Below are 23,617 nucleotides of genomic sequence, written 5' to 3' on the forward strand. Positions count from 1 at the left end.
CTAGTCCTCCTACAGTCCAGCCGAGCGCCTTTCCGCGTTCATGCCAATTCAAGATTCATGGATGCCCGCCTGGCACCCGCAGGTCAGGAACTCGGGCACCCGCAGGTCGAACAGCACCACGCCCCCCCATGCGCCCTCTCCCCCCACGAGGAGAAACGATGCTCAGACCACACCTCCCCCACGCGCCCTTCAAGGCGCTCCTCGCCACCGCGTGTTGTGCCGTGCTCGGCGGGGGCCTGCTCGCCGGAGCGGGCACCGCCACCGCCGGTCCCGACACCGGCTCCGGCTCCGGCTCCGGCAAGGCCGCGAACTCCCGGGCCGCGGCCGGTTCGGCCGGTTCCAAGGTCGTCGGCTACTTCACCGAGTGGGGTGTCTACGACCGGAACTACCACGTCAAGAACATCGAGACGTCCGGCTCGGCCGACAAGCTCACGCACATCAACTACTCCTTCGGCAACGTCCAGGGCGGCAAGTGCACGATGGGCGACGCCTACGCGGCGACCGACAAGGCGCACACCGCCGACCAGTCCGTCGACGGTGTCGCCGACACCTGGGACCAGGACCTGCGCGGCAACTTCAACCAACTGCGCAAGCTGAAGAAGCTCCACCCCGATCTCAAGGTCCTGTGGTCCTTCGGGGGCTGGACCTGGTCGGGCGGCTTCACCGAGGCGGCCAAGAACCCGGCCGCGTTCGCCCAGTCCTGCTACGACCTGGTCGAGAACTCGAAGTGGGCCGATGTCTTCGACGGCATCGACATCGACTGGGAGTACCCGGGCGCCTGCGGTCTGACCTGTGACACCAGCGGGCGCGCGGCGTACAAGGACCTGATGTCCGCGGTGCGTTCGAAGTTCGGCGGGGACAACCTCGTCACCGCGGCCATCCCGGCCGACGCCGAGGAGGGCGGCAAGATCGACGCCGCCGACTACGCGGGCGCCGCCCAGTACGTCGACTGGTACAACCCGATGACGTACGACTACTTCGGCGCCTGGGAGGCGAAGGGCCCGACCGCCCCGCACTCACCGCTGAAGACGTACGAGGGCGCGCCCAAGGCGAACTGGAACACCGACGCCACGATCAAGAAGCTCCAGGGTCTCGGCATCCCCTCCGACAAGCTGCTCCTCGGCATCGGCTTCTACGGCCGCGGCTGGACGGGCGTCACGCAGAAGGAGCCCGGCTCCACCGCCACCGGGGCCGCAGCCGGCAAGTACGAGGCGGGCATCGACGACTACAAGGAACTCAAAGCCAAGTGCCCGGCCAACGGCACGGTCGGCGGGACCGCGTACGCGCACTGCGGGACCGACTGGTGGAGCTATGACACCCCGGCGACCATCGCGGGGAAGATGGACTACAAGAACCAGGCCGGTCTCGGCGGCACCTTCTTCTGGGAGCTCAGCGGCGACACGGCGGACGGCGAGCTGATCAAGGCCATCAACTGACGTCGCGCGCAGACGGATTGGGGCGGGAGCCGATCGGCTCCCGCCCCTTCCTCATGGCCGCCGACGGACCCTCACGACCGCGGCGGCGCCGGGAAGGACGGCTCGAACTCCTCGATGACGCGCAGGGTGTCGCCGAGGGTCCTCACCAGGAGGTCGCACACCGTCTGGCGCGGCAGGCCACGGTTGCCGATCCAGTCGAGCGTGACGCCCTCGACGCTGCACAGCCAGCCGAGCAGCGCCGTGCGCGCCAGCTCCGGGATGTCGCGGCGGCCGTACGCGCCGTCGGCGATCGCACCGATCAACGCCTCGCGCACCCCGTCGCGTATAGCGTGCACCTCGGCGTCGAAGCCGACACCGCCGCTGATGATGGTGCGGTACGCCGCCTGGTGGTGCTCGGCGTAGCGCAGATAGCCGTCGATGGTGCTGTGCACCCGCTCCACGGGCGGCAGGTCGTCGTGGCGCCCGGCCCGCGCGACCAGTTCCGCGACCGAGTCCTCGATGATCGCGAGGTAGTAGCCGCGCTTGGACTTGAAGTAGTAGTAGATCAACCCCTTGGCGACGGACGCCTGCTTGGCGATGTCGTCCATCGAGAGCGCGTCGTACGACGTGTCGGCGAACAACTTCCGCCCGATGCTGATGAGTTCGGCGCGACGGGCCACGGAACGGTCGGTGCCGCGCGCCTGCGGGCGAGCGTCCACGGGACGGTCGGTGCCGCGCTGTTGACTATTATTCAATTTCGGCCCTAGTCTCCAACTGCCTCGGGAATCCGCAGTATGGCAGAAGCACGCCACCCGCCGGTTCTGTGTCCGAAGGCGCTCTCTCACGCACTCCCCCTACGCACCTGGACCGACGTACGGGAGGAAGACTCATGAGCGCGGCACGTACCCCTTTGCGCGAAGGCAGAACCTCCTGGAAGAAGACGGCCGTGGTGGCCCTGCCGGCCGTCCTGGCCGTCGGCGCGATGGCCTCCGTGATGGCCGAGGGGGCGCTCGCCGCCTCCTTCGCCGTCTCCGGCACCAGCTTCCAGGTCTCATCCGGCAAGCTCACCAGCGAGGGCCTGTCCTCCTACGTACAGACCGACCGGGACATCGACGGCAAGGGGCACCCGGTGGCGCTCCTCGGGATCGGTGACGCGACCCTGTCCGACATCTGCCAGGCCGCCGAGGTCAAGACCCCGGTGGGCACCGTGGTGTTCAAGCTGACCGCGGGCGGTCCGGCGGGCGAGGTCACCGCGAGCAATCTCATCATCGACGCCGAGGACCTGGAGGGCGACGCCCGCTTCGGGACCGCCGAGATCGGCCGGGACGCGTCGACCCTGGACGAGGTGGCCGGGGTCAAGGGCGAGAAGGGCAAGTTCGGGCTGCAGGCCGGGGACATCACCGTCTCCGGGGTGAAGTCCCACGCCTGGTCGGCGACCGGCGGGAACTTCCGCCTCAAGGGCATGAAGCTCGATGTCAGCATCGGCGGCAAGAAGTGCTTCTGACCGGCGGCCGGCGAGCTGGTGTCAGGGCGTGGGGCGCGGACGGCGGCGGATGGCTGGACGAGCGCCTGCCGATGCGTGAGCCTCGCCGGGTGCTGCGCAGGTGGCGGCGCACCCGGCCCTTCTGGGGCGGCCTGCTGCTGATCCTCGGCGGCGCCGAACTGCTCCTCGTGCCGCTGTCGCCGCTGACCGTCCTGGTCAGCCTGGGGCTCGGCGGGCTCGCCGCGATCGGCATCGGGCTCGCCCTGATCGCCGCCGGGGTCTTCCTGTGGCTGCTGCCGCACGCCCACCACTATGTGAGCGTCAACGCCCTGATCCTGTCGGTGCTTTCGTTCGCGGCCACGAACCTCGGCGGGTTCCTGGTGGGCATGGTGCTCGGCATCGTCGGCAGCGCGATGGGCTTCGGCTGGACGCCTGTGCCCGAGGGCTCCGAGGAGGACCCGGAGCGGCCGAAGGTGCGGGACGGGCAGGGCACGCGGACGCTCGGCGTGCTGCTGCCGGTGGTCATCGTGGGGGCCACGCTCTGGGGCGGAACCCCGGCGAAGGCGGCTCCCGGCGACACGATCGCGGCGGCGCCCCGCCCGGCGGTCATGGCCGCGAGGACTCCGCCGACGATCACCACCACACTCTTCTCGCCGCAGGGCTTCATCCTGGCCGGCGTACGCGAGATCCCGACGGCCGACGGTCCGTTGAAGGTCATGGTGCTGCGCATGAAGGCCGCCTCGCTCACCGACTACCGGCTGAAGACGCGCGACGGGAACGAGGAACTGGCCCTGGGCGCCGACACCTTGGACCTCAGCGGCTCCGTCACGCTCTATCTGACCAAGTTCAAAGGCTGCCTGGAGGGGCTGCTCTGTCTGACCTTCACGCCCGACAAACTGCCGGTGCCGCCCATCGTGCCGCCGTTCGTCTTCATGACCGACGTACAGGCGGAACAGGCCCTGGTCACCTCGGATCTGATCGTCGCGGGCGGGCTCACGCTGAAGGCCACGGCATGATCCAGATCCAGGCCGCGCTCTTCTGGGCGTACGCGATCGGCGCGACGTCCGCGCTCTCCGCGGCCCGGCAGCTCCAGGTGTGGGAGCGGATCAACGCGGGCGAGGGGCCGCGGACGCGCAGCCGCGCCGCCAATCCGTATCTGGCGCTCACCGTGCTCTTCGCCGCGGTCCTGATGGTGCCGACGGGTCTCTTCCTGCTCTGGCAGAACCCCGCGTGGGCGACGATGCACGTCGCGGACGGGCACGACGGCGTGTGGGCGGGGTTCGTGCTCCTCTACGCGGGCGGCATACCCGTCGCCGCGGTCCTCGGGTTCCTGGTGGCGCAGGGGCTCGTCCTGGTGGGGGCGGGCTACTGGGCGTATCTCCAGTGCGTGGGCGGCTACTTCCTGCTGTTCTGGACGCTGGTCCACGGCTGGGACGGCAGGGGGTACGAGCGGTTCTTCTCCGCCGAGGCGCGGGACTTCGCCGACTGGGGACAGGACAGTGTGGTCAACCACGTACTGGACTTCCTGACGTCCGGGACGTTCCTCGCGCTGCTGGTCTTCGGCGCGGCCGTGATCGGCACAATGCTGCTCACGCAGATCGGCTGGCTGATGGAGGGGTGGTCACTGCCCGGCGCGGACGAGGACCGGAAAGTGCACCGGTTCCTGGCGATCGCCGTCGCGGCGGCCGGGGTCTACGGCCTGCCGTTCGTCGGCGCACTCGTCGCGAGCGTCCTCGTCCGGCTGCTGGGCGGGTGGCTAGGCCTGCCGCTGTACGCGGTCCTCGCGGGGCTCACGCTGCTGTCGCGGCGCTCGCCCGTGCGATGGCTCTACGGCCTGGTGGGCGTGGTGCACCGGCACTGGCGGGCCGATCTCGATCCAGGTCCGGCCCACGACGGTCAGGAGACCGGGATCACATCAGACCGATCTGCGTGACGAGCATCGCGAGGACGACGACGAGCGTCCAGCCGAGGACGTGCTCGAGCACCTTCGAGCCGTCTTCCTCGGGGCCGCCGGTGCGGGTGGTTGCCCGGGGCTGTGCGGTGGCAGTGGCAGTGGCTGTGGCAGCGGTCATGGCATCACTCGATACGTATGCGTCACACCTCTCGGCGTGACGTCCGGCAGCGGACTCCCCCCACTGACCCATCCACCTTGCCACCGGATTCCGCCCTCGCGGGCGAGAGCTTGGTCACTCGCCGGCCGGAACCCGTGCAACTTGGGCCGAGTGCCGCGCGTCTCACATCACGTGGTGGGGCACACCCCCCAGGCGCACCGCCGCCGATTCCAGGCGCCGCCGACTCCATGCGCCCCCGCCGACTCGTCCGCGCAACCGTCCGACCGGAAGGTTTCTGATGAGCACGTACCGGACGCCCCGCCGCCGCAGAGCGCGGCTCACCCTCGCGGCCGCCGTCACCGTGACGGCGGCCCTCACCGGCACGGTGTCACAGGCCGCGCCGTCCGCATCCGGGACACCCTCGCCCGGCGCGCCCGGCCTGGGCGACCCGATGTTCCCGCTGGACGGGAACGGGGGCTACCGGGTCGACCGCTACACCCTGGACTTCGACTGGCAGGCGCCGAGGACGCCGTTCGAGGCCACGGCCACGATCAAGGCGACCGCCACGCAGTCGCTCTCCCGCTTCAACCTGGACTTCGGGGGCAACACCCTGCACGGTGTGAAGGTCGACGGCTCCGCCGCGCGCACGTCCCGCGCCGGGGACGAGCTGACGGTCACGCCCAAGTCAGCGATAACGAAGGGCCGTTCGTTCACCGCCAAGGTCACGTACACCGCCGACCCGACGCAGACGCGGCACCGTGACGACGCCATCGAGGACTACGGCTGGATACCCACCGCCGACGGCACGGTGGTCTATCCGCAGCCGAACGGGGCCCGGCTGATCTTCCCGGCGAACGACCATCCCAGCCAGCGGGCCCCGATCACTTTCCGCATCACCACACCGAAGGACCTGACGGCGGTCGCCAACGGCGAGCTGGTCGACCGCACGGAGCGTCCCGGTGACCGGGTGCGCTGGACGTACGACTCCGAACAGCCGCTCTCCACCCAGCTGGTGCAGCTGGCGGTCGGCAAGTTCAAGCTGATCGACGGCAAGGGTCCGGGCGGTCTGCCGCTGCGTGACGTGGTCCCCGACGCCCTGGTCGAGCCGACGGCTGCATACCGCGAACTCACTCCGGACCACCTCACCTGGCTCCAGGAGAAGCTCGGCCCCTACCCCTTCAACCGCTACGGCCTCCTGGTCGGCGACACGGACCTGGCCGTCGCCCTGGAGACGCAGACGCTCTCGCTGATCCCGAAGGCGGATCTCCTCGGCACGAAGGTCGACGCCGAGCGGAACATGGTGCACGAGCTGACCCACCAGTGGTTCGGTGACAGCGTGGCCCTGAAGAGCTGGTCCGACCTGTGGGTGAGCGAGGGGCACGCCCGCTTCTACGAGCGCATGTACTCCGAGGAGCACGGCGGCGACAGCTTCGAGACCGCCATGAAGACGGCCTACGCCGCTCACGACCAGTGGCGCCACGACTTCGGCGCCCCCGCGGAGCCGACCGAGCCGAACCTCTTCAAGCGTATGCGGTACGACGGCTCGGCCCTGGTCCTGTACGCCCTGCGGGAGCAGGTCGGCGACGCGACGTTCCAGAAGATCGAGCGGGCGTGGGTGAGCGACTTCCGCGGGAAGGCGGCAGGCACCCAGCACTTCATCGACCTGGCGTCGAAGGTCGCGGGCGAGGACTTGGAGGGCTTCCTGCGACCGTGGCTGTACGGCCCGAAGACACCGCCGATGCCGGGGCATCCGGACTGGGTGGTGAATCCGGTCCAGGGCTGAGGCCCCTGATCACCGGTCCGTCGTCCGGCGGCGGCGTTCGTGTGAAGTGCGCCATCGATCGCTTGTACGGCGGGATCCGCGGGTGAACCGGGGTTACGTTGGGTCTCCGCCGAGCTGGGAGGTCTCATGTCGGACGACGAGGTCTACGACGACTACGAGCAGGAGCGGAGACGACCGCCACTGCTGGGCACGGAGATGCGGGAGGCGACGTTGCCCGACGGCACCCGTGCGGTGGTCGTGGTACAGGCCGGCACGTCCCAGGCAGAGGTGGACGAGAAGGCCGCACGGATGCGGCGGGGTACTCCCGAGGGGAAGTAGCCCCTGCGGTCACCGACGGCCCCTCCCGCACATGCGGGAGGGGCCGTTTGCTGTGCTTCTCAGGCTCGGCCAACGGGCCGTCGCAGATGATCGGATCAGCCTTGTCGGCTAGGAACCCGGAGGTCTCGCCGGACACTGGGCGGATGGTGCGCGGGTGGCCAGCCTTCTCCCCATGCGCGACGGCGTGACTCGTTGATTGCCCGAAGGTGCCCTGGATGCCGCCATCCACAAGATTCAGGTCATGAGGAACGACCATGGACCTGCACTCGGCACAACGCATCGCCGAGGCCGAAGCCGCTCGCACCGGACTCGGCACCGGCCCCAACCGTCGGCTCCGGCTGACCCTGTTCATCGGAATGCCACTGGTCTTTCCGGTGATCGGAATCATGATCCTGGTGCCGAAGTTCCTGAGGGACGACGTTCTCTACGCCTATGAGGCCGGGATCATTGGCTGCCTTCTGCACTACGTCTGGGTCTTCGCGAAGTACCCCCGATACGCGGGCCGTCCGCCCTATCTCACCCGGGATCTCGCCATGGGCGGCGGCTTCTTCCTGCCCTCGCTGATGCTCGGTTTCTGGCCGGGCATGATCGCCGCCCCTGCATGGGCGATCTTCGTCGGGGTTGTCTATGTCGTGGAAGGGATGCGGGAGCATCATGGCCACCGCTGAACACCGCCGGGCCCCGACCGGCTTCAACCTGGTGCCGCCGCCCGGCTGGGACGTGATTCCGCTGCACACGGGTACCGAGGAAGCGATGGACCGCATCGTCCGCAAGGCGGTCTCGCAGCTGCCCGTGGGCTTCCCCAAGGACGACATTCCAAAGGCCCGGCTGAAGCTCACCCAGGAGATGAAGAAGGTCGTCCGCCGGGCAAGCGCCAAGGGGGGCATGACCCTCTGCCTCCCCACCGAACGGCTCCACGGCGTTGCGCTGCCCGTCTCGATCGTCGCATCGGAACCGATCGAAATTCCGAGAGTCAGGCCAGACAGCGGCCCAGAAGCGGTCCTGCTCGCGCTCGCCTCCGAGACCCCAGGAGCCGAGGTGCGGGAGCTCGACGACACTGCGGCGCTGCGCTCGGAGCGAGATGTACCCGCCGACCCCACGCAGGGCATCGATGTCGCTCACCGCCAAGCCGAGTACTTCGTGCCGGTCCCGGACAGCGACCCCGACCAGTACCTCACCTTCTCCTTCAGCGCCCTCATCGCGCCCGGCTCGGACCCTGCCTTCTACGACACTCTCGTGGAGCTGTTCGATGCCGTCATGGGCCCTTCCGCTGGAGCTATGCCTGAAGGCTGCCGCCCTGCCCGCGCCCCCGACGAAAGAGACCGCTCATGCCCGGACTTCTACGAGCAGACGGTCGTGACGCTCCGGGACAAGCTCCAGGCCGACGAGGCGTTCATCTATCACCCCGTGCCGCTGACCTACATGCCGCTGGTGATGCACGCCACCCGCATCCACTGCGAGGCGCCTGACGCTGCTTCCTGCGAGGGCATCACCGCGCCCACTGTGCCGCACCCGCGCATCCCCGAGTGGCAGCAGCGATCCGGCAGCGTCGCCTTCGGCTCCCCGCACCTGGGCGCGGACGGGGTCCGTGTCACCCGCTCCTACCCCGCGGACAGCACCATCATGATGACCTCGGTGACGTACCACTGGCACACCCCGCCCGGCCTCCCCGACGTCTGCCTCCGCGGGCACCACGACGATCCGGAAGTGATCGCCGCGGCCATGGAGCCCCTGGACGACTTCGCGCGGACGCTGCGGCTTCCGGGCATGGCTCCGTGACCGGCGGTCGACACCGCGTACGAAGGCCCCCTCTCCACTCAGCGGAGAGGGGGCCTTCGTACGCGGTCTCAGTGGATTCCCACGCCGGCCAGCGCCGCCTTCTGCTTCGCGGAGAGCTTCGTCGGGAAGTACAGGTAGCAGACGCCTCCCGTGCCGGAGACGACCTTCCCCGTGGAGTTGTAGCGCTTCGTGCGGAGCCAGATGTTCTCCCACTCGCGTCGCTTGTAGACCCGGCGCACCGCCGCGTTGCTCGGCGATGCCGGGTCGTTGGCGATCACGTCGCCCTTCGTCGTGAAGCCGATCACCGTCATCAGGTGCCCCGCCGTGCCGTAGCCCGCGCCCGTCAGCTCCTCCTTGAGGAACGACTGGGACGTTATGACCGGGATGCCCGCCGCGATCAGCGACTCCAGCTCGGTGAGCGAGGCGAGGCGCGTGACGACGCCCTGCATGTCCTTGTACGTCGACGCGTAGGCCGCGTTGAAGGGCCAGTTGCCGCAGCCCGCGTACTGGTAGTCGAAGGTGTACCTGGCCGCGTGGCACACCTGCGGGTCGGCGTAGGACGGGTCGACCCAGGCGAGGTCGTCGGCGGTCGGTTTGCGGCCCCAGTACTCGATGATCATCTGCGAGGAGGTCGGGCTGCACCAGGCCTCGCCGCCGTTGTCGTACTCCGGATACTCACCGACGTGGATCTCCTGCGAGTAGCGCGGGACCTTCAGCTCCTTGGCGAGCCCCGGCTCGGACGCCGGGACGGTGAAGCGGTCGGGGACGGCGGACGCCATAGCGCCGAGCCGCCACACGCTGGGCGTCGCCGTGGCGCCGGGCTTGCGGTACAGGGTCAGACGCAGCCGGTACGAGACGAGTCGCAGGCTCGTCGTCGTGTCGTCGATGGAGAAGGTGTCCGTCCAGATGCTCGACTTGCCGTCACTCTGGTCGTCGACCGACGTACGGCGGATGTCCTTCTCCTTGTCGTCGCCCGAGGCCCAGCGGCCGAGGACGTACCAGGGAGTCTTCGCCTTGTCCGAGTACGTTCCCTGGAGCTCCACCTGGAGCCACGTGCCGGTGGGCGTGCGGGCGTTCCAGGAGGCGACGACCTCCGTCGCGGGGACGGTGGGCCGGTGCACGGGCGAGGTCCACCGGGCGTACTCCCAGGTGGCGGTCTTGCCGGTGTGCGGGTCGGCGTAGTCGGTGCGGCCCGCGGCCTCGGCGATCTCCACGGCGGGGCGGGCTCCGGAGACGGCACGGGTGCCTTCGGCGGTGCCGGCGCTCCAGTCCGCGTGCGAGGCCCAGAAGCGGTTGCTCACGGGGCGCTTCGCGCGCGGCGCGGAGGCCGGGCCGCCCGACGCGAGCGCCGGGCTCGCGGTGGCGGCCAGCGCCGCCACGGCCGCCGCGGCGGCGAGGACGGTTCTGCGGGACATGTCATCAGCTCGGTCCATGGCGGACCCCCAGTCGACGTGGGTTCCGGACGGGTCCGGAAGGGGCAGGTCAGGTACACGGCGGTAGGCCAACTATGGCTGCTTCACGCCGACTTCTGCCAGCGCTTCGACCACCACCGTGTCCGCCAATATTGGCCTCGACCACTGGCGTGAGCTGGGACGGCGCGCGGAGTGCGGGATGGAGCACCCGTACGCTGGCAGGCGATGACCGCTCACGCCACTCCCCTGTCACGCGTCGCCGCGGAGCTGCTGCGTCTGCCGCCCTCCTGCGGCCCCGTCCGTCTCGTCGCCGTCGACGGGCACGCGGGCTCCGGCAAGTCGACCTTCGCCGACCGCCTCGCCGACGCCCTGGGCGGTGCGCCCGTCCTGCGCCTCGACGACATCGCGAGCCACGACGCGCTGTTCGGCTGGACGGATCGGCTGCGGCGCCAGGTCGTCGTGCCGCTCTCGCGCGGCGAGACGGCGCGCTACGAGACGTACGACTGGCACGCTCGCCGCTTCGGCCCCCAGATCCGCACCCTGCCGCCCGCCCCCGTGGTCCTCGTCGAGGGGGTCGGCGCGGGCCGCCGCGCGCTGCGCCCCTACCTGGCGTGGCTGCTGTGGATGGAGCTGCCACGTGACGAGGCCTGGGGCAGGGGGCGCCAGCGGGACGGAGAGGTTCAGAGCGGCTTCTGGGACGGGTGGGAGCCCGCGGAGCGCCGGCACTTCGCGGAAGACCCTTCGCGCCCCTTCGCTCAGTCTTTGGTGCGACAGTGGCGCGAGGGATATGAGGTGCTGCGGGGACCGAATGAGACGCCTGCGCACACCCAATCGGTCACGCAGGGTGAGGGACCAGAGGCGGTCAGCTGACCCTCTCAAAGAGCGCTCCCAGAAGTTCGCGCCAGTTTCCATGAGTGCCTCAACTCCGCTTGACCGAGGGCCCTTACAGGACTTACGTTCTGAATGCGCGGTCTTTCGAGGCCGCCCGCAGACGCGAAGCCCCCGGTTGTTCCCCCGTGATCGGGGGCTTCGTTCTGCCCTCCATCCTCGCATTCCGGACGCTGCGAGCCGCCTTTCGCTCACCCTCGGTGACGAAGTGGCCTCCCTTCACGTGCCTGATCCGGCGCTGCGGCACCCTACGGCCGAGCACTCCCCCGCAGGTACGATGCCTTTCGGTGCGACTTACGGACGGCTTCTCTGCGCACCGGTTCAACGTCCGTCCGCAGCACGGCGGTTCAGCGAAGTTGCCGACGGGCACCGGTCCGGCGGTACACAAACGGGGGCACGGTTTGTGGGGGACGTGATGGACTTCGACGCGGTGGGCTCACCCGCCCCGGCCGACCTCGCCTGGCTGAGGGGCGTCGACGCCTACACGATGGGCGCCTATCCACAGGCGGAGGAGGAGTTCCGGGCCGCGGTGCGCATCGATCCGGGGATGGCCGACGGCTGGCTCGGCCTGCACGCGCTGCGCATCGACACGACGACGGCGCTGCTTCGGATGTTCCAGCACCGGGACAGGTTCGGGGAGCAGCGCACCCGGCACGGACGCACGCTCAACTCCTGGTACTGGCTGGGCTGGTGGGTGCAGCCCGTCCTCGAAAGCACGCGCGATCTGCTGCTCGCGCACGCGTCGCACTGGCTCGACGGGCGTCATGTCCCGGAGCTCGACCGGGCGTTGGCGGGTCTGCCGCCGGTCGACGCGGATCCGCAGGTGCGGTTCCTGCACGCCTGCCGCTCCTACCTGGTCAAGGACTGGGAGCAGTTGGTCCGGCACACGGACTCGCTGATCGACGACGCGATGCTGGGCATCGAGGCAGGGCTCTTCGGAGGCATGGCCCGCGTACGCCTGGAGATGTACGGCCAGGCGGAGCCGCTCCTGTCCGCCGCCCTGATGCGCTGCCGCAGCGAGCAGCCGCAGCGCAAGGAGCTCCGCTACTGGCTGGCCCGCGCGCACGAGGGCACGGGCCGCTCGGCGGCGGCGCTGCCGCTCTACCGCGCCGTGCACCGGGTGGACCCCTCCTTCATGGACACCTCCGCGCGGCTCGCGGCGATCTCCGAGGGCGACGGGTACGACGACGTCACCGACCTGGCGGCGATCGCCCTGACCGGCTTCGGCCAGGACGTGATGGACGGCCCCGACGGGACCGATCCGCTCTTCGGCACGGAAGGCCGCGACCTGAAGGTCACCGAGCCCGAACTGCCGTCCACCGGCGCCGCCGCCGGGACCGACTCGGTGCGCGAGAAGGCCGTGATCCCGATCCAGCCGGGACCGCCGCAACTGCCACCGGGGCCCACCGACCCCGCGCTCCTGGAGGCCGCCCTCGCCGAACTGGAGGGGATGGTCGGCCTCGAACCGGTCAAGCGGCAGGTCAAGGCGCTCTCGGCGCAGCTGAACATGGCGCGCCTGCGGGCCGCGCAGGGGCTGCCCGTGCAGCCGCCGAAACGACACTTCGTCTTCTCCGGCCCCTCGGGCACCGGCAAGACCACCGTGGCCCGCATCCTGGGCCGCGCCTTCTACGCACTCGGCCTGCTCGGCGGCGACCACCTGGTGGAGGCGCAACGCGCCGACCTGGTCGGCGAGTATCTGGGCCAGACCGCGGTGAAGGCCAACGAACTGATCGACTCGGCGATCGGCGGCGTCCTCTTCGTGGACGAGGCGTACTCCCTGTCCAACTCGGGGTACGGCAAGGGCGACGCGTACGGCGACGAGGCCCTCCAGGTCCTGCTCAAGCGCGCCGAGGACAACCGCGACCACCTCGTCGTCATCCTCGCGGGCTACCCGGAGGGCATGGACCGCCTCCTGGCCGCCAACCCAGGACTCTCGTCCCGCTTCACGACCCGCGTGGACTTCCCCTCGTACCGCCCGCTGGAGCTCACCTCCATCGGCGAGGTCCTGGCCGCCGACAACGGCGACGTCTGGGACGAGGAGGCGCTCGAAGAGCTGCGCTCCATCAGCGGGCACGTCGTCGACCAGGCGTGGATCGACGAACTGGGCAACGGCCGCTTCCTGCGCACCCTCTACGAGAAGAGCTGCGCCTACCGTGACCTGCGGCTCTCCGGCTACCCCGGCGAGCCGAGCCGTGACGACCTGTCGACCCTGCGGCTGCCGGACCTGATGCAGGCCTACGGCGAGGTGCTCTCGGGGCGAGGGCCACAGGACCCGCCGAGGGTCTGAGGCCCCCGCCCCGCCCGTCACACCAGGGCGCCACCCCGTGCCTCCTGCGGCTTGCGGGGCACGGCGACCCGGTGCGCGGGGTCGCGGACCTCGCCGACCAGGAGCTCCAGTACGTCCTCCAGAGCGACCAGGCCGAGCACCTTGCCCGACGCGTCGGCGACCTGCGCCAGATGCGTCGCGGCGCGGCGCATCACCGTCAGGGCCTCGTCCAGGGGGAGTTCGGCGCGCAGCGTCGTCATCGGGCGCCACACCTGCTGCGGCACCGCGCGGTCAATCTCGGCGCCGTCGGTGAGATCGAGTACGTCCTTCACGTGGAGGTAGCCCATGAAGGCGCCGTTCTCCGCGCAGACCGGAAAGCGGGAGTAGCCGGTGCGCCCGGTGAGTTCGATGACCTGTGCCGGGGTGACCCCGGCGCCCACGGTCACCAGCGACGCCCGGTCGAGCAGGACGTCCGTCACCGGGCGCGAGCCCAGCTCCAGGGCGTCCTCCAGGCGCTCCTGCTCCTCGGGGCCGAGCAGTCCCGCCTGGCCCGAGTCACCGACGAGGCGGTTGAGCTGCTCACTGGTGAAGACGGCCTCGACCTCGTCCTTGGGCTCGACCCCGAAGAGCCCCAGCACACCCCGCGAGCACGCCCCGAGCGCCACCGTGACCGGACGGCAGAGGCGGGCGAAGGCGACGAGTCCGGGGCTGAACCAGAGCGCGGTCTTCTCCGGAGCCGCCATCGCGAGGTTCTTCGGGACCATCTCGCCGACGACGAGGTGGAGGAAGACCACCACGGCCAGCGCGATGGCGTACCCGAGCGGATGGATCGCGCCCTCGGGGACGTGCGCCGCCTCGAAGACGGGCTCCAGGAGATGCGCGACGGTGGGCTCGGCGACCGCGCCGAGCGTCAACGAGCACACGGTGATGCCGAATTGGGCGGCCGCCATCATCTGCGGCAGATGCTCAAGGCCGTACAAAACCTGGCGGGCCCGCTTGCCGTCCAGCGGTTCGATCTGGCTGCGGCGTACGGAGACGAGAGCGAACTCGGCCCCGACGAAGAAGCCGTTGGCGAGGACGAGGAGGAGGGCGAACAGGAGTTGCAGCACGCTCATCGGGCGGCCCCCGGCACGCTCATGGCGTCGGTCGCGCCCGCGGTCCGTACGAGCCGGACCCGCTCGGCGCGGTAGTGGTCCACCTGGCGCACCGCGAGCCGCCAGCCCGGGAGTTCGGCCCGGTCGCCGGGGACGGGGATGCGACCGAGCAGGTCGGCGACGAGCCCCGCCACGGTCTCGTAGGGCCCCTCGGGGACGTCGAGTCCGATCCGCTGGAGCGTGTCGACGCGGCAGCTGCCGTCGGCCTCCCACGCGGGACGGCCGTCCTCGGCCGGTGCCGCGGCGATCTCGGGCAGGTCGAGCACGTCGTGCTCGTCACGGACCTCGCCGACGAGCTCCTCCACGATGTCCTCCAGGGTGACCACCCCGGCCGTGCCGCCGTACTCGTCGACGACGACGGCGATCGGCTGCCGGCTGCGCAGCAGCTCCAGGAGCTGCTGCACCGGCAGCGTCTCGGGGACCAGGACAGGCGCCTGGGCGATGCGGCCGACGGGTGCCCGCAGCCGCTCGTGAGCCGGGACCGCGAGGGCGTCCTTGAGGTGCACCATGCCGACGATCTCGTCGATGCGCTCGCGGTACACGGGAAAGCGCGAGAGTCCGGTGGCACGGGTCAGGTTCACCACGTCCTGGGCGGTGGCCGACGTCTGCAGCGCGCTCACCTTCACGCGCGGGGTCATGACGTGCTGCGCGGTCAGCTCACCGAGGGAGAGCGTGCGGACGAACAGATCCGCCGTGTCCTGTTCGAGGGTGCCGGCCCGCGCCGAGTGCCGGGCGAGCGAGACCAGTTCGCCGGGGGTCCGGGCCGAGGCCAGCTCGTCGGCGGGCTCGACGCCGAACAACCGCACGAGCCGGTTGGCCGCGGCGTTCAGGAGGGAGATGACGGGCCTGAGGAGGCGTGCGAACACATGCTGCGGGCCCGCGACGAACCGCGCGACCTGGAGCGGCTTGGACACCGCCCAGTTCTTCGGCACCAGCTCGCCGATCACCATCTGCACGGCGGACGCCAGAAGCATCCCGACCACTACGGAGACGCCCGGTACGGCACCTTCCGGAAGACCGGTCGCCGTGAAGGGGCTCGCGAGCAGATGCGCGAGGGCCGGTTCGGCGAGCATGCCGACGACCAGCGAGGTGATGGTGATGCCGAGTTGGGTGCCGGAGAGCTGGAAGGACAGCTCCTTCAGGGCGTCGACGACCGTACGGGCCCGTCGGTCGCCTTCGGCGGCGGCCTTCTCTGCGTCCGGGCGCTCCACGGTGACGAGCCCGAACTCGGCGGCCACGAAGAAGCCGTTGGCCAGAATCAGCAGGAATGCCGCCCCGAGAAGCAGCAGGGAAGTCGTCATGCCGCCGCCTCCCTGGTCTGTCCGGTCCCGGTATGTCGGGAGGGGGCGGCGCATGTACTACAGGACGAACCGTCCATCGCCGGAGGGAGTCACTCCTCGGGTAGCAGGAGCCCCTGTGGACCGGGCGGGTCCGACAGGGGCGGGGCGGCACACCATGCGTGCCCCGCCACCAGATTAATCAAGACCCGGCCCGATGCGTCAGCCCTGCGAGGTGCGGGCGTCGGCGAGGGCACGCAGCGCGCGGGCGTCGTCGATGGCCCGCTGCTTGGCGATGCCCGGCTGGATGCCCAGGGCGGGGAGGCTGGTGCCGTCGCTGAGGTCGAGGAACACCCACGCATCGCCGGGACGCAGGTTGACCCGGACGATCTCGGCCCAGGCCAGGCGCCTGCTGGTGGCGATGTTGACGACGGTCACGCCGGACTCGTCGGCGACGACCTTCGGCCGGCTCAGGAGCGCGAGGACGCCGAAGAGCAGGGCACCGGTGACGATGAAGCTGAGGCGCTCCCCCGTGCTGAGTCCGGGGATGAGCAGGGAGATCACCGTGAGGACCACGAAGATGGCGGCGCCCGCGGTGAGCAGGACGGCCCGGGTCCGGGTGGGCCGGAAGGTGACGGGCAGGGCGGGAAGCTCAGACATGAGGTGAGTTCTCCTGCCCGTTCAGAGGCGGCAGGCGTGGATGGCCGTGGTCAGGATGGCCCGCGCCCCGATGGCGTAGAGGTCGTCCATGATCCGCTGCGCCTCCTTGGCCGGGACCATGGAGCGGACGGCGACCCAGCCCTCGTTGTGCAGGGGCGAGATCGTCGGCGACTCGAGGCCCGGGGTGAGGGCGACGGCCTGCTCCAGGTGCTCGGCACGGCAGTCGTAGTCCATCATCACGTACGACCGGGCGACCAGGACGCCCTGCAGGCGGCGCAGGAACTGCTGGATCTTGGGGTCGTCGGTGTCGGCGCCGGTGCGCCGGATGACGACCGCCTCGGACTTCATGATCGGCTCGCCGAACACCTCGAGGCCCGCGTTGCGCAGGGAGGTGCCGGTCTCCACGACGTCCGCGATGACCTGGGCGACACCCAGCTCGATGGCGGTCTCGACGGCGCCGTCCAGGTGGACGACGGAGGCCTCGATGCCGCTGTCCGCGAGGTGCTTGGCGACGATGCCCTCGTACGAGGTCGCCACCGTCTTGCCCTCGAGGTCCGCGATGGTGCTGGCCGTGCCCGGCTTCGCGGCGAAGCGGAAGGTGGAGCGTGCGAAGCCGAGCGGCAGGATCGTCTCGGCGTTGGCGCCCGAGTCGACCAGCAGGTCCTGACCGGTGATGCCGATGTCGAGGCGGCCGGCCGAGACGTAGATCGCGATGTCCTTGGGCCGGAGGTAGAAGAACTCCACCTCGTTGTCCGGGTCGACGAGGACGAGCTCCTTGGACTCCTTGCGCTGCTGGTATCCGGCCTCATGGAGCATCGCCGACGCAGGTCCGGACAGTGAACCCTTGTTGGGGACGGCGATGCGCAGCATGAGGTCGGATTCCTTTGCGTGACGGGGAGTCGGGCGGAGTGGGCGTACGGCTCAGAGGTGGGCGTACACGTCGTCGAGGGAGATGCCGCGGGCGACCATCATCACCTGCACGTGGTAGAGGAGCTGGGAGATCTCCTCGGCGGCGGCTTCCTTGCCCTCGTGCTCGGCGGCCATCCAGACTTCGGCGGCCTCCTCGACGACCTTCTTGCCGATGGCATGGACGCCCTTGTCCACCAGCTCGGCGGTGCGCGACGTGGCGGGGTCGCCGTTGGCGGCCTTGTGCTGGAGCTCGGCGAAGAGCTCCTCGAAAGTCTTCTTGGACATGATGTCGCTTACTTTACGCGGCTCCCCGGCCCCGCTCACCGCCAGGGTTCGGAGATCGTACGCAGCGTGGTCGCGGTGGCGACGGCGGCGGTGACCGCTTCGTGCCCCTTGTCCTCGCGGGAGCCTTCGATGCCCGCCCTGTCCAGGGCCTGCTCCTCGGTGTCGCAGGTGAGGACGCCGAAGCCGACGGGGACGCCGGTGTCGATGCTGACCTGGGTAAGGCCCTGGGTGACGCCCTGGCACACGTACTCGAAGTGCGGGGTTCCGCCGCGGATGACGACGCCGAGGGCCACGATCGCGTCGTAGCCGCGTCCGGCGAGGACCTTGGCGACGACCGGCAGCTCGAAGCTGCCGGGCACGCGCAGGACGGTCGGCTCGTCGATGCCGAGCTCGTGCAGGGCGCGCAGCGCGCCGTCGACGAGGCCGTCCATGACCTTCTCGTGCCACTGGGCGGCGATCACCGCGACCCGCAGGTCTCCGCAGTTCTTCACGCTCAGTTCGGGTGCACCCTTGCCGCTCACGCGCTTCTCCTGGTCTTGTGCTGATTACTCGTACGGTTTACGGGTTCGTCGGGGTTCGTCGCGGTCCGGTCCTACTGGCTGCCGCAGGCCGACACCTCGGGGGCTGTGTCCAGCCAGGGCAGGTCGTGCCCCATCCGGTCCCGCTTGGTGCGCAGGTACCGGAGGTTGTGCTCGCCCGCCGTGACCGCCATCGGCTCGCGTGCGGTGACCCGCAGGCCGTGCCGGATCACCGCGTCGGTCTTGTCGGGGTTGTTCGTCATCAGGCGCACGCTGCGGACGCCGAGGTCGTCCAGGATCCGCGCGCCGGCGCCGTAGTCGCGGGCGTCGGCGGGCAGGCCGAGTTTCAGGTTGGCGTCCAGGGTGTCGCTTCCGCGCTCCTGGAGTTCGTAGGCGCGCAGCTTGGAGAGCAGTCCGATGCCGCGCCCCTCGTGGCCGCGCAGGTAGACCACGATGCCGCGGCCCTCGTCCGTGATGCGCCGCATCGACGCCTCGAGCTGCGGGCCGCAGTCACAGCGCAGCGAGTGGAAGACGTCGCCGGTCAGGCACTCCGAGTGGAGGCGGACGAGGACGTCCTCACCCTCGCCGACCTCGCCGTGCACGAGGGCGACGTGCTCGACGCCGTCGACGGTGGAGCGGTAGCCGTACGCCGTGAACTCGCCGAAGGCGGTGGGCAGGCGGACCTCCGCCTCGCGGCGGACCGTCGGCTCGGAGCTGCCGCGGTAGGCGATCAGATCCTCGATGGAGATGATCGTCAGGCCGTGCTTGCGGGCGAACGGGATCAGCTCCGGGAGGCGGAGCATCGTGCCGTCCTCGCCCGCGATCTCGACGATCGCACCGGCCGGGCGCAGGCCCGCGAGGCGCGCCAGGTCGACCGCGGCCTCGGTGTGGCCGTTGCGGACCAGGACGCCGCCGGTCTTGGCGCGCAGCGGGAAGATGTGTCCCGGCCGCACGAAGTCCGTGGGCTCGTACGTGCCCGCGGCGAGCATCTGGAGCGTGGTGGCGCGGTCGGCGGCCGAGATGCCGGTGGTGACGCCGTGCGCGCCGCTCGCGTCGACGGAGACGGTGAAGGCCGTCCGCATCGACTCGGTGTTGTTCTCGACCATCTGCGGGAGCTGGAGGCGGTCCAGCTCGTCGCCCTCCATGGGCGCGCAGATCAGGCCGCGGCACTCGCTCATCATGAAGGCGATGATCTCGGGCGTGGCCTTCTCGGCCGCGATGACGAGGTCGCCCTCGTTCTCCCGGTCCTCGTCGTCGACGACCACGACGGGCCGCCCGGCGGTGATGTCGCGGATGGCCGCCTCGACGGGGTCGAGGGCGAGGTCCGACGCGTCTTCTTCGTGACCCGTGCTGTACCAAACAGGTGCCGCAGTCATGCCGGGGCTCCTTCCATGACGGGCTGCGAGGACGCGATGCGCGACCGCAGCCACCAGTCGCGCATGCCCCACAGGACGAGCGCGAGGTAGATGACGTACACGAGGCCGGAGAAGGCCAGGCCACTGTTGAACGCGAGCGGCACCCCGACCAGGTCGACGAGGAGCCAGGCGAACCAGAACTCGACCAGACCGCGCGCCTGGGCGACCATCGCGGCGAGCGTGCCGACGAAGATGTAGGCGTCGGGCCAGGGGTTCCAGGAGAGGTCGGGCACGGCGGAGAACAGGGCGCCGACCGCGAGGGTGCCGACGGCCGTGCCGCCGAGCAGCACGCCACGTTCCTTCCAGGTCGCGAACCGGATGGCGATGGACCCGTCCTGCGCCTGCTGCTTGCCGTCTCTCCACAGGCGCCAGCCCCACAGGGCCACGCCGATGACGAGCAGCTGCTTGCCGACGCCGCCGGAGAGCTGCGCGGAGGCGTACGCGGCGACGAGGATGACACCGGAGAGGAACTGGGCGGGCCAGGTCCATATGGAGCGCCGCCAGCCGAGCGCGAGGGCGATCAGGCCGACGGTGTTGCCCACCATGTCGGACCAGATCACGTGCTGCCCGAAGGCCGTGAAGGCTTCGGAGTTGAGCCAGTTCACTTGGTGGCCTCCTGAGCGGGAGCGGGAGCGGCGAGAACACGGTCGCCGAGCATCCGCTCGACGTACTTCGCGATGACGTCCACCTCGAGGTTGACCGGGTCGCCCGGCTGCTTGATGCCGAGCGTGGTCAGGGCGAGGGTGGTGGGGATGAGGCTGATGGTGAAGTAGTCGGGCCCGGCGTCGACCACCGTCAGGCTGACGCCGTCGACGGTGATGGAGCCCTTCTCGACCACGTAGCGGGAGAGGTCCGCGGGGAGTGAGACCTTGACGATCTCCCAGTTCTCGGAGGGCTTGCGCTCGACGATCTCGCCGGTTCCGTCCACGTGCCCCTGCACGATGTGGCCGCCGAGGCGGTCGCCGACCGCGGTGGGCCGCTCCAGGTTGACCCGCGATCCTGCCGCGAGCGCGCCGAGGCTGGAGCGGTTCAGGGTCTCGGCCATCACGTCGGCGGTGAACTCGTCGCCCTCGTGCTCCACGACCGTCAGACAGACGCCGTTGACCGCGATGGAGTCGCCGTGCTTCGCGCCGTCGGTGACGACGGGGCCACGGACGCGGAAGCGGGACGCGTCGTCCAGGTTCTCGACGGCGGTGATCTCGCCCAGCTCTTCGACGATTCCGGTGAACACTTCAGTGCTCCTTCGCTACGAGGGTCGCGGTGACGCGCAGATCGGGGCCGATGCGGACGGTCTCGCTCACGTCGAGCCGCAACGCTTCGGTGATGGTCGTGATTCCGCCGCCGGTGAGGGCCGCGGGGCCCGCGCCGAGCAGGACGGGGGCGAGGTAGGCGATGACGCGGTCGACGGCGCCCGCGGCGACGAAGGCTCCGGCGAGCGTCGGCCCGCCTTCGAGGAGGACGGAACGCACCCCGCGCGCGTGCAGCTCGTCGAGGAGGGCCGGGATGTCCAGCCCGCCGTCCGCGCGCGGCAGTCGCACCGTCTCGCCCTCCGCTTCGGCCGTCACGTTCTCGGCGACGGCGATGAGCGTGGGCGCCGCGTCGTCCAGGACGCGGGCGCCGGGCGCGACGGCGGTGCCGTTCGTGTCGACGACGACGCGCAGCGGCTGTACGGCGCCTTCGATGCCCCGCACGGCGAGGTGCGGGTCGTCGGCGCGCTGGGTGCCGGAGCCGACGACGACCGCGTCGCACTCGGCGCGCAGCCGGTGGACGTCGGCGCGGGCCTCGGCGGAGGTGATCCAGCGGCTGCTTCCGTCGGCGGCGGCGATGCGGCCGTCGAGCGTCGCGGCGTACTTCCAGGTGACGTGCGGGCGGCCGAGCCGCACGGAGGTCAGCCAGGCGGCGTTGCCCGCGGCGGCCTCGGCCTCCAACAGGCCCGCCTGTACATCGACTCCGGCGGTACGCAGTCGCTGCGCGCCCCCGGTCGCGGTGGGGTTCGGGTCGCCGACCGCGTAGACGACACGGGCGATCCCGGCGTCGATGAGCGCCTGGGCGCAGGGGCCGGTGCGGCCGGTGTGGTTGCAGGGTTCGAGGGTGACGAGGGCGGTGGCGCCGCGGGCCTGTTCGCCGGCCGCGCGCAGGGCGTGGACCTCGGCGTGCGGACCGCCCGCGCGCTGGTGGTGGCCTTCGCCGACGATCTCTCCGGAGGCGTTGACGATCACGCAGCCGACGACGGGATTGGGGCTGGTGGAGCCGAGCCCGAGGGCGGCGAGCGTGATGGCACGGCGCATGGCGGCGAGCTCGTGCTCGTGCGCCGCTGCTGCGGGTGCTGTGGCCACCGGGTCCTCCTGCCTCATAAGGCACGGACTCCGGGGCCTGTCGATGACGACAGAATGTACGGACCGCGGCACCGGGGGCGACGCCGGAAACGAGACCTCTCCCCGGGAAACCCGAAGAGACGGGTATCCCAAGAACAAGCCACTCGGCGACGCGCACGAATGCCCGCCCGCCGCGCACTGCCTCCCATCCGGACTTTCACCGTCGGTCCAGGAATTTCACCTGGTCAACCGACCGCTGGAGGCGGCCGGGTCGCGGACTGTAACCGCCGGTTCGGAATTACACCGACCCCGGAGTGCGCTGCTTTTGGTACGAGGCCAGTGTGCCACGCCTGATCGACGCCCATACGGGCGAACCCCTGTGGCCTGGCTCACAGCAGCCTGTGACAGGTCTTTGACCGGCGGTGACGGAAGCGGCTCGGCCTCCCGCTGCTGCGGCTCAGCCTCCCGGTCCGAAGAGTTCGTCCTGCGCCGCGTCCCTGGCGCGAAGGAGCGCACCCCGCAGGACCGCCGCGCCGCCGAGCACGCTCGCGCGCACCTCGGTGTGCAGCGGCGACATGACGGAGAGGCGGTCCGCCACCCGGGTGGCGAGCGCGTCGCCGCCCGCGCGGCCGACCTCCCCGCCGAGGACGACGCAGCCGGGGTCGAGGATCGCGGCCATGGCGGCGGCGCCCACGGCGACCCGGTCGGCGGCGGCGTCGAGGAAGGCGCCCTGGCCGGACCCGACGGCGCGGCGCACCATGTCCGCGGCGTCGAGTCCGGCCGCAAGGCCGTGCTCGGCGCCGAGATCGCGGAGCGCGGCGGCGCAGGCCAGTGAGTGGAATCCGCCCTCGCAGCCGGTGGCGGAGGGCAGTACGTGCGTGCCGGGAACCGGCAGGAAGCCGATCTCCCCGGTGCCGCCGGACGCCCCGCGGCGCAGGGTCCCGTCGAGCACGACGGCGGCGCCGACGCCTTCGCCCAGCCAGAGGAGGACGAACGTGTCGCGGTCGTGGGCGGCGCCGTCACGCTGTTCGGCGCGGGCGGCGAGGTTGGTCTCGTTCTCCACGAGCACGCGGGCCGGGAGCCGCTCCTGGAGGGCTCCGGCGAGGCCGCGGTGCCAGGCGGGCAGCGAGGTGGTGTCCCGCAGTTCGCCGGTGGCGGGGTCGACGAGGCCGGGGGCGCCGATCGCCACGGTGTGCAGCCGCTGGACGCCGCCGTCCCGGGCGGTGCGCTCCACGAGGGCGACAGCCCGGTCGACGGCGGGTCCGGTGCCGCCGCCGATGGGCGCGGAGGCCTCGGCGAGCACCGCGCCGAGCAGGTCCGTGACGACGACGGAGACGCCCCCGGTGCGCACGTCGAGCGCCGCGAGGTGTGCCCGGTCGGCGACGATGCCGTACAGCCGGGCGTTGGGCCCGCGGCGCTGGGCACCCGCCTCCCCTACGACCGCGATCAGGCCGGAGCCCTGAAGGCGCTCGACCAGGTCGGCGACCGAGGGCCGGGAGAGACCGGTCAGCTGCTTCAACTGGTTGGCCGTCAGCGGTCCTTCGCGCTGCAGGAGCCTCAGGGCGAGCCGGTCGTTGATGGCCCGGGCGGTGCTCGGTGATGCGGGCATGCCGGGGATCCTTCCATAAAGCTGCTATTTATCAGGCAGGGTTCCTGATAGTTTACGTCGCCGTAGCGGGGCGCACCTCG

At 70.7% G+C, this 23,617-nt stretch carries 24 protein-coding genes and 1 riboswitch; of the genes, 10 read left to right on the plus strand and 14 right to left on the minus strand.

What is annotated here, in order from left to right:
• The first annotated feature begins 158 nt into the window (after positions 1 to 158).
• Positions 159 to 1,436: a glycoside hydrolase family 18 protein gene (locus tag AB0I94_RS23985; RefSeq protein ID WP_363311671.1), complete on the plus strand. Its 1,278-nt coding sequence runs from the start codon at positions 159 to 161 to the stop codon at positions 1,434 to 1,436.
• 71 nt (positions 1,437 to 1,507) lie between these two features.
• On the opposite strand, the gene AB0I94_RS23990 is transcribed toward AB0I94_RS23985, so the two are convergent.
• Positions 1,508 to 2,134, minus strand: a complete 627-nt coding sequence (locus tag AB0I94_RS23990; RefSeq protein ID WP_363311672.1) for a TetR/AcrR family transcriptional regulator — start codon at positions 2,132 to 2,134, stop codon at positions 1,508 to 1,510.
• Between the two features lie 170 nt (positions 2,135 to 2,304).
• Here AB0I94_RS23990 and AB0I94_RS23995 point away from each other — a divergent pair, with 170 nt between their 5' ends.
• The 3 genes from AB0I94_RS23995 to AB0I94_RS24005 all read left to right on the plus strand — a co-directional run bounded on the left by AB0I94_RS23995 (position 2,305) and on the right by AB0I94_RS24005 (position 4,831).
• Positions 2,305 to 2,919, plus strand: coding sequence for a DUF6230 family protein (locus AB0I94_RS23995; RefSeq protein WP_363311673.1), 615 nt, complete (start codon positions 2,305 to 2,307; stop codon positions 2,917 to 2,919).
• Between the two features lie 71 nt (positions 2,920 to 2,990).
• Positions 2,991 to 3,914: a DUF6114 domain-containing protein gene (locus AB0I94_RS24000; protein ID WP_363311674.1), complete on the plus strand. Its 924-nt coding sequence runs from the start codon at positions 2,991 to 2,993 to the stop codon at positions 3,912 to 3,914.
• A complete protein-coding gene (locus AB0I94_RS24005) occupies positions 3,911 to 4,831 on the plus strand; it encodes a hypothetical protein (protein WP_363311675.1) in 921 nt (306 codons plus the stop codon). The genes AB0I94_RS24000 and AB0I94_RS24005 overlap by 4 nt, the downstream gene beginning before the upstream one ends.
• On the opposite strand, the gene AB0I94_RS24010 is transcribed toward AB0I94_RS24005, so the two are convergent.
• Positions 4,809 to 4,970 carry an SCO1431 family membrane protein gene (locus AB0I94_RS24010; protein ID WP_363311676.1) on the minus strand — a complete coding sequence of 54 codons (162 nt, stop codon included), beginning with the start codon at positions 4,968 to 4,970 and terminating at the stop codon, positions 4,809 to 4,811. The genes AB0I94_RS24005 and AB0I94_RS24010 overlap by 23 nt on opposite strands.
• A 277-nt stretch (positions 4,971 to 5,247) precedes the next feature.
• Here AB0I94_RS24010 and AB0I94_RS24015 point away from each other — a divergent pair, with 277 nt between their 5' ends.
• The 4 genes from AB0I94_RS24015 to AB0I94_RS24030 all read left to right on the plus strand — a co-directional run bounded on the left by AB0I94_RS24015 (position 5,248) and on the right by AB0I94_RS24030 (position 8,829).
• The gene (locus AB0I94_RS24015) at positions 5,248 to 6,732 is read left to right on the plus strand and encodes a M1 family metallopeptidase (protein WP_363311677.1); all 1,485 of its coding nucleotides are present in this window, start codon (positions 5,248 to 5,250) and stop codon (positions 6,730 to 6,732) included.
• Positions 6,733 to 6,858: 126 nt separating this feature from the next.
• The gene (locus AB0I94_RS24020; RefSeq protein ID WP_363311678.1) at positions 6,859 to 7,050 is read left to right on the plus strand and encodes a hypothetical protein; all 192 of its coding nucleotides are present in this window, start codon (positions 6,859 to 6,861) and stop codon (positions 7,048 to 7,050) included.
• 254 nt (positions 7,051 to 7,304) lie between these two features.
• Entirely contained in the window at positions 7,305 to 7,718 is a 414-nt protein-coding gene (locus AB0I94_RS24025) for a hypothetical protein (RefSeq protein ID WP_363311679.1), read from the plus strand.
• A complete protein-coding gene (locus tag AB0I94_RS24030; protein WP_363311680.1) occupies positions 7,705 to 8,829 on the plus strand; it encodes a hypothetical protein in 1,125 nt (374 codons plus the stop codon). Before AB0I94_RS24025 ends, AB0I94_RS24030 begins: the two co-directional genes overlap by 14 nt.
• A 68-nt stretch (positions 8,830 to 8,897) precedes the next feature.
• On the opposite strand, the gene AB0I94_RS24035 is transcribed toward AB0I94_RS24030, so the two are convergent.
• Positions 8,898 to 10,262, minus strand: a complete 1,365-nt coding sequence (locus AB0I94_RS24035) for a peptidase C39 family protein (protein ID WP_363311681.1) — start codon at positions 10,260 to 10,262, stop codon at positions 8,898 to 8,900.
• Positions 10,263 to 10,466: 204 nt separating this feature from the next.
• Here AB0I94_RS24035 and AB0I94_RS24040 point away from each other — a divergent pair, with 204 nt between their 5' ends.
• Both AB0I94_RS24040 and AB0I94_RS24045 read left to right on the plus strand, forming a co-directional pair.
• Complete coding sequence (locus tag AB0I94_RS24040; RefSeq protein ID WP_363311682.1) at positions 10,467 to 11,111, plus strand: hypothetical protein; 645 nt, start codon at positions 10,467 to 10,469, stop codon at positions 11,109 to 11,111.
• 433 nt (positions 11,112 to 11,544) lie between these two features.
• On the plus strand, positions 11,545 to 13,416 hold the full coding sequence (locus AB0I94_RS24045) for an AAA family ATPase (protein ID WP_363311683.1): 1,872 nt from the start codon (positions 11,545 to 11,547) through the stop codon (positions 13,414 to 13,416).
• Between the two features lie 17 nt (positions 13,417 to 13,433).
• On the opposite strand, the gene AB0I94_RS24050 is transcribed toward AB0I94_RS24045, so the two are convergent.
• The 11 genes from AB0I94_RS24050 to AB0I94_RS24100 all read right to left on the minus strand — a co-directional run bounded on the left by AB0I94_RS24050 (position 13,434) and on the right by AB0I94_RS24100 (position 23,537).
• Positions 13,434 to 14,510, minus strand: coding sequence for a hemolysin family protein (locus AB0I94_RS24050; RefSeq protein WP_363311684.1), 1,077 nt, complete (start codon positions 14,508 to 14,510; stop codon positions 13,434 to 13,436).
• Positions 14,507 to 15,850 (minus strand): hemolysin family protein, encoded by a 1,344-nt coding sequence (locus AB0I94_RS24055; RefSeq protein WP_363311685.1) that lies wholly within the window; start codon positions 15,848 to 15,850, stop codon positions 14,507 to 14,509. Before AB0I94_RS24055 ends, AB0I94_RS24050 begins: the two co-directional genes overlap by 4 nt.
• A 198-nt stretch (positions 15,851 to 16,048) precedes the next feature.
• Positions 16,049 to 16,486, minus strand: a complete 438-nt coding sequence (locus tag AB0I94_RS24060) for a PH domain-containing protein (protein ID WP_363311686.1) — start codon at positions 16,484 to 16,486, stop codon at positions 16,049 to 16,051.
• A 21-nt stretch (positions 16,487 to 16,507) separates the two neighbouring features.
• Positions 16,508 to 17,356: an ATP phosphoribosyltransferase gene (gene hisG, locus AB0I94_RS24065; RefSeq protein ID WP_363311687.1), complete on the minus strand. Its 849-nt coding sequence runs from the start codon at positions 17,354 to 17,356 to the stop codon at positions 16,508 to 16,510.
• Positions 17,357 to 17,407: 51 nt separating this feature from the next.
• Positions 17,408 to 17,680 (minus strand): phosphoribosyl-ATP diphosphatase, encoded by a 273-nt coding sequence (locus AB0I94_RS24070; protein WP_135330016.1) that lies wholly within the window; start codon positions 17,678 to 17,680, stop codon positions 17,408 to 17,410.
• Between the two features lie 35 nt (positions 17,681 to 17,715).
• The gene (ribH, locus tag AB0I94_RS24075; RefSeq protein WP_160503731.1) at positions 17,716 to 18,201 is read right to left on the minus strand and encodes a 6,7-dimethyl-8-ribityllumazine synthase; all 486 of its coding nucleotides are present in this window, start codon (positions 18,199 to 18,201) and stop codon (positions 17,716 to 17,718) included.
• Positions 18,202 to 18,272: 71 nt separating this feature from the next.
• Positions 18,273 to 19,574, minus strand: coding sequence for a bifunctional 3,4-dihydroxy-2-butanone-4-phosphate synthase/GTP cyclohydrolase II (locus AB0I94_RS24080; protein WP_363311688.1), 1,302 nt, complete (start codon positions 19,572 to 19,574; stop codon positions 18,273 to 18,275).
• On the minus strand, positions 19,571 to 20,158 hold the full coding sequence (locus AB0I94_RS24085; RefSeq protein ID WP_363311783.1) for a nicotinamide mononucleotide transporter family protein: 588 nt from the start codon (positions 20,156 to 20,158) through the stop codon (positions 19,571 to 19,573). The genes AB0I94_RS24080 and AB0I94_RS24085 overlap by 4 nt, the downstream gene beginning before the upstream one ends.
• A gap of 56 nt (positions 20,159 to 20,214) precedes the next feature.
• Positions 20,215 to 20,844 carry a riboflavin synthase gene (locus AB0I94_RS24090; protein ID WP_363311689.1) on the minus strand — a complete coding sequence of 210 codons (630 nt, stop codon included), beginning with the start codon at positions 20,842 to 20,844 and terminating at the stop codon, positions 20,215 to 20,217.
• A gap of 1 nt (position 20,845) precedes the next feature.
• Positions 20,846 to 21,901 (minus strand): bifunctional diaminohydroxyphosphoribosylaminopyrimidine deaminase/5-amino-6-(5-phosphoribosylamino)uracil reductase RibD, encoded by a 1,056-nt coding sequence (ribD, locus tag AB0I94_RS24095; RefSeq protein WP_363311784.1) that lies wholly within the window; start codon positions 21,899 to 21,901, stop codon positions 20,846 to 20,848.
• 218 nt (positions 21,902 to 22,119) lie between these two features.
• A riboswitch (FMN riboswitch) is annotated at positions 22,120 to 22,250 on the minus strand.
• A 135-nt stretch (positions 22,251 to 22,385) separates the two neighbouring features.
• Entirely contained in the window at positions 22,386 to 23,537 is a 1,152-nt protein-coding gene (locus tag AB0I94_RS24100; RefSeq protein ID WP_363311690.1) for an ROK family transcriptional regulator, read from the minus strand.
• Between the last annotated feature and the right edge of the window lie 80 nt (positions 23,538 to 23,617).

It is taken from the genome of Streptomyces sp. NPDC050147 (assembly GCF_040660195.1).
Lineage (GTDB): Bacteria > Actinomycetota > Actinomycetes > Streptomycetales > Streptomycetaceae > Streptomyces.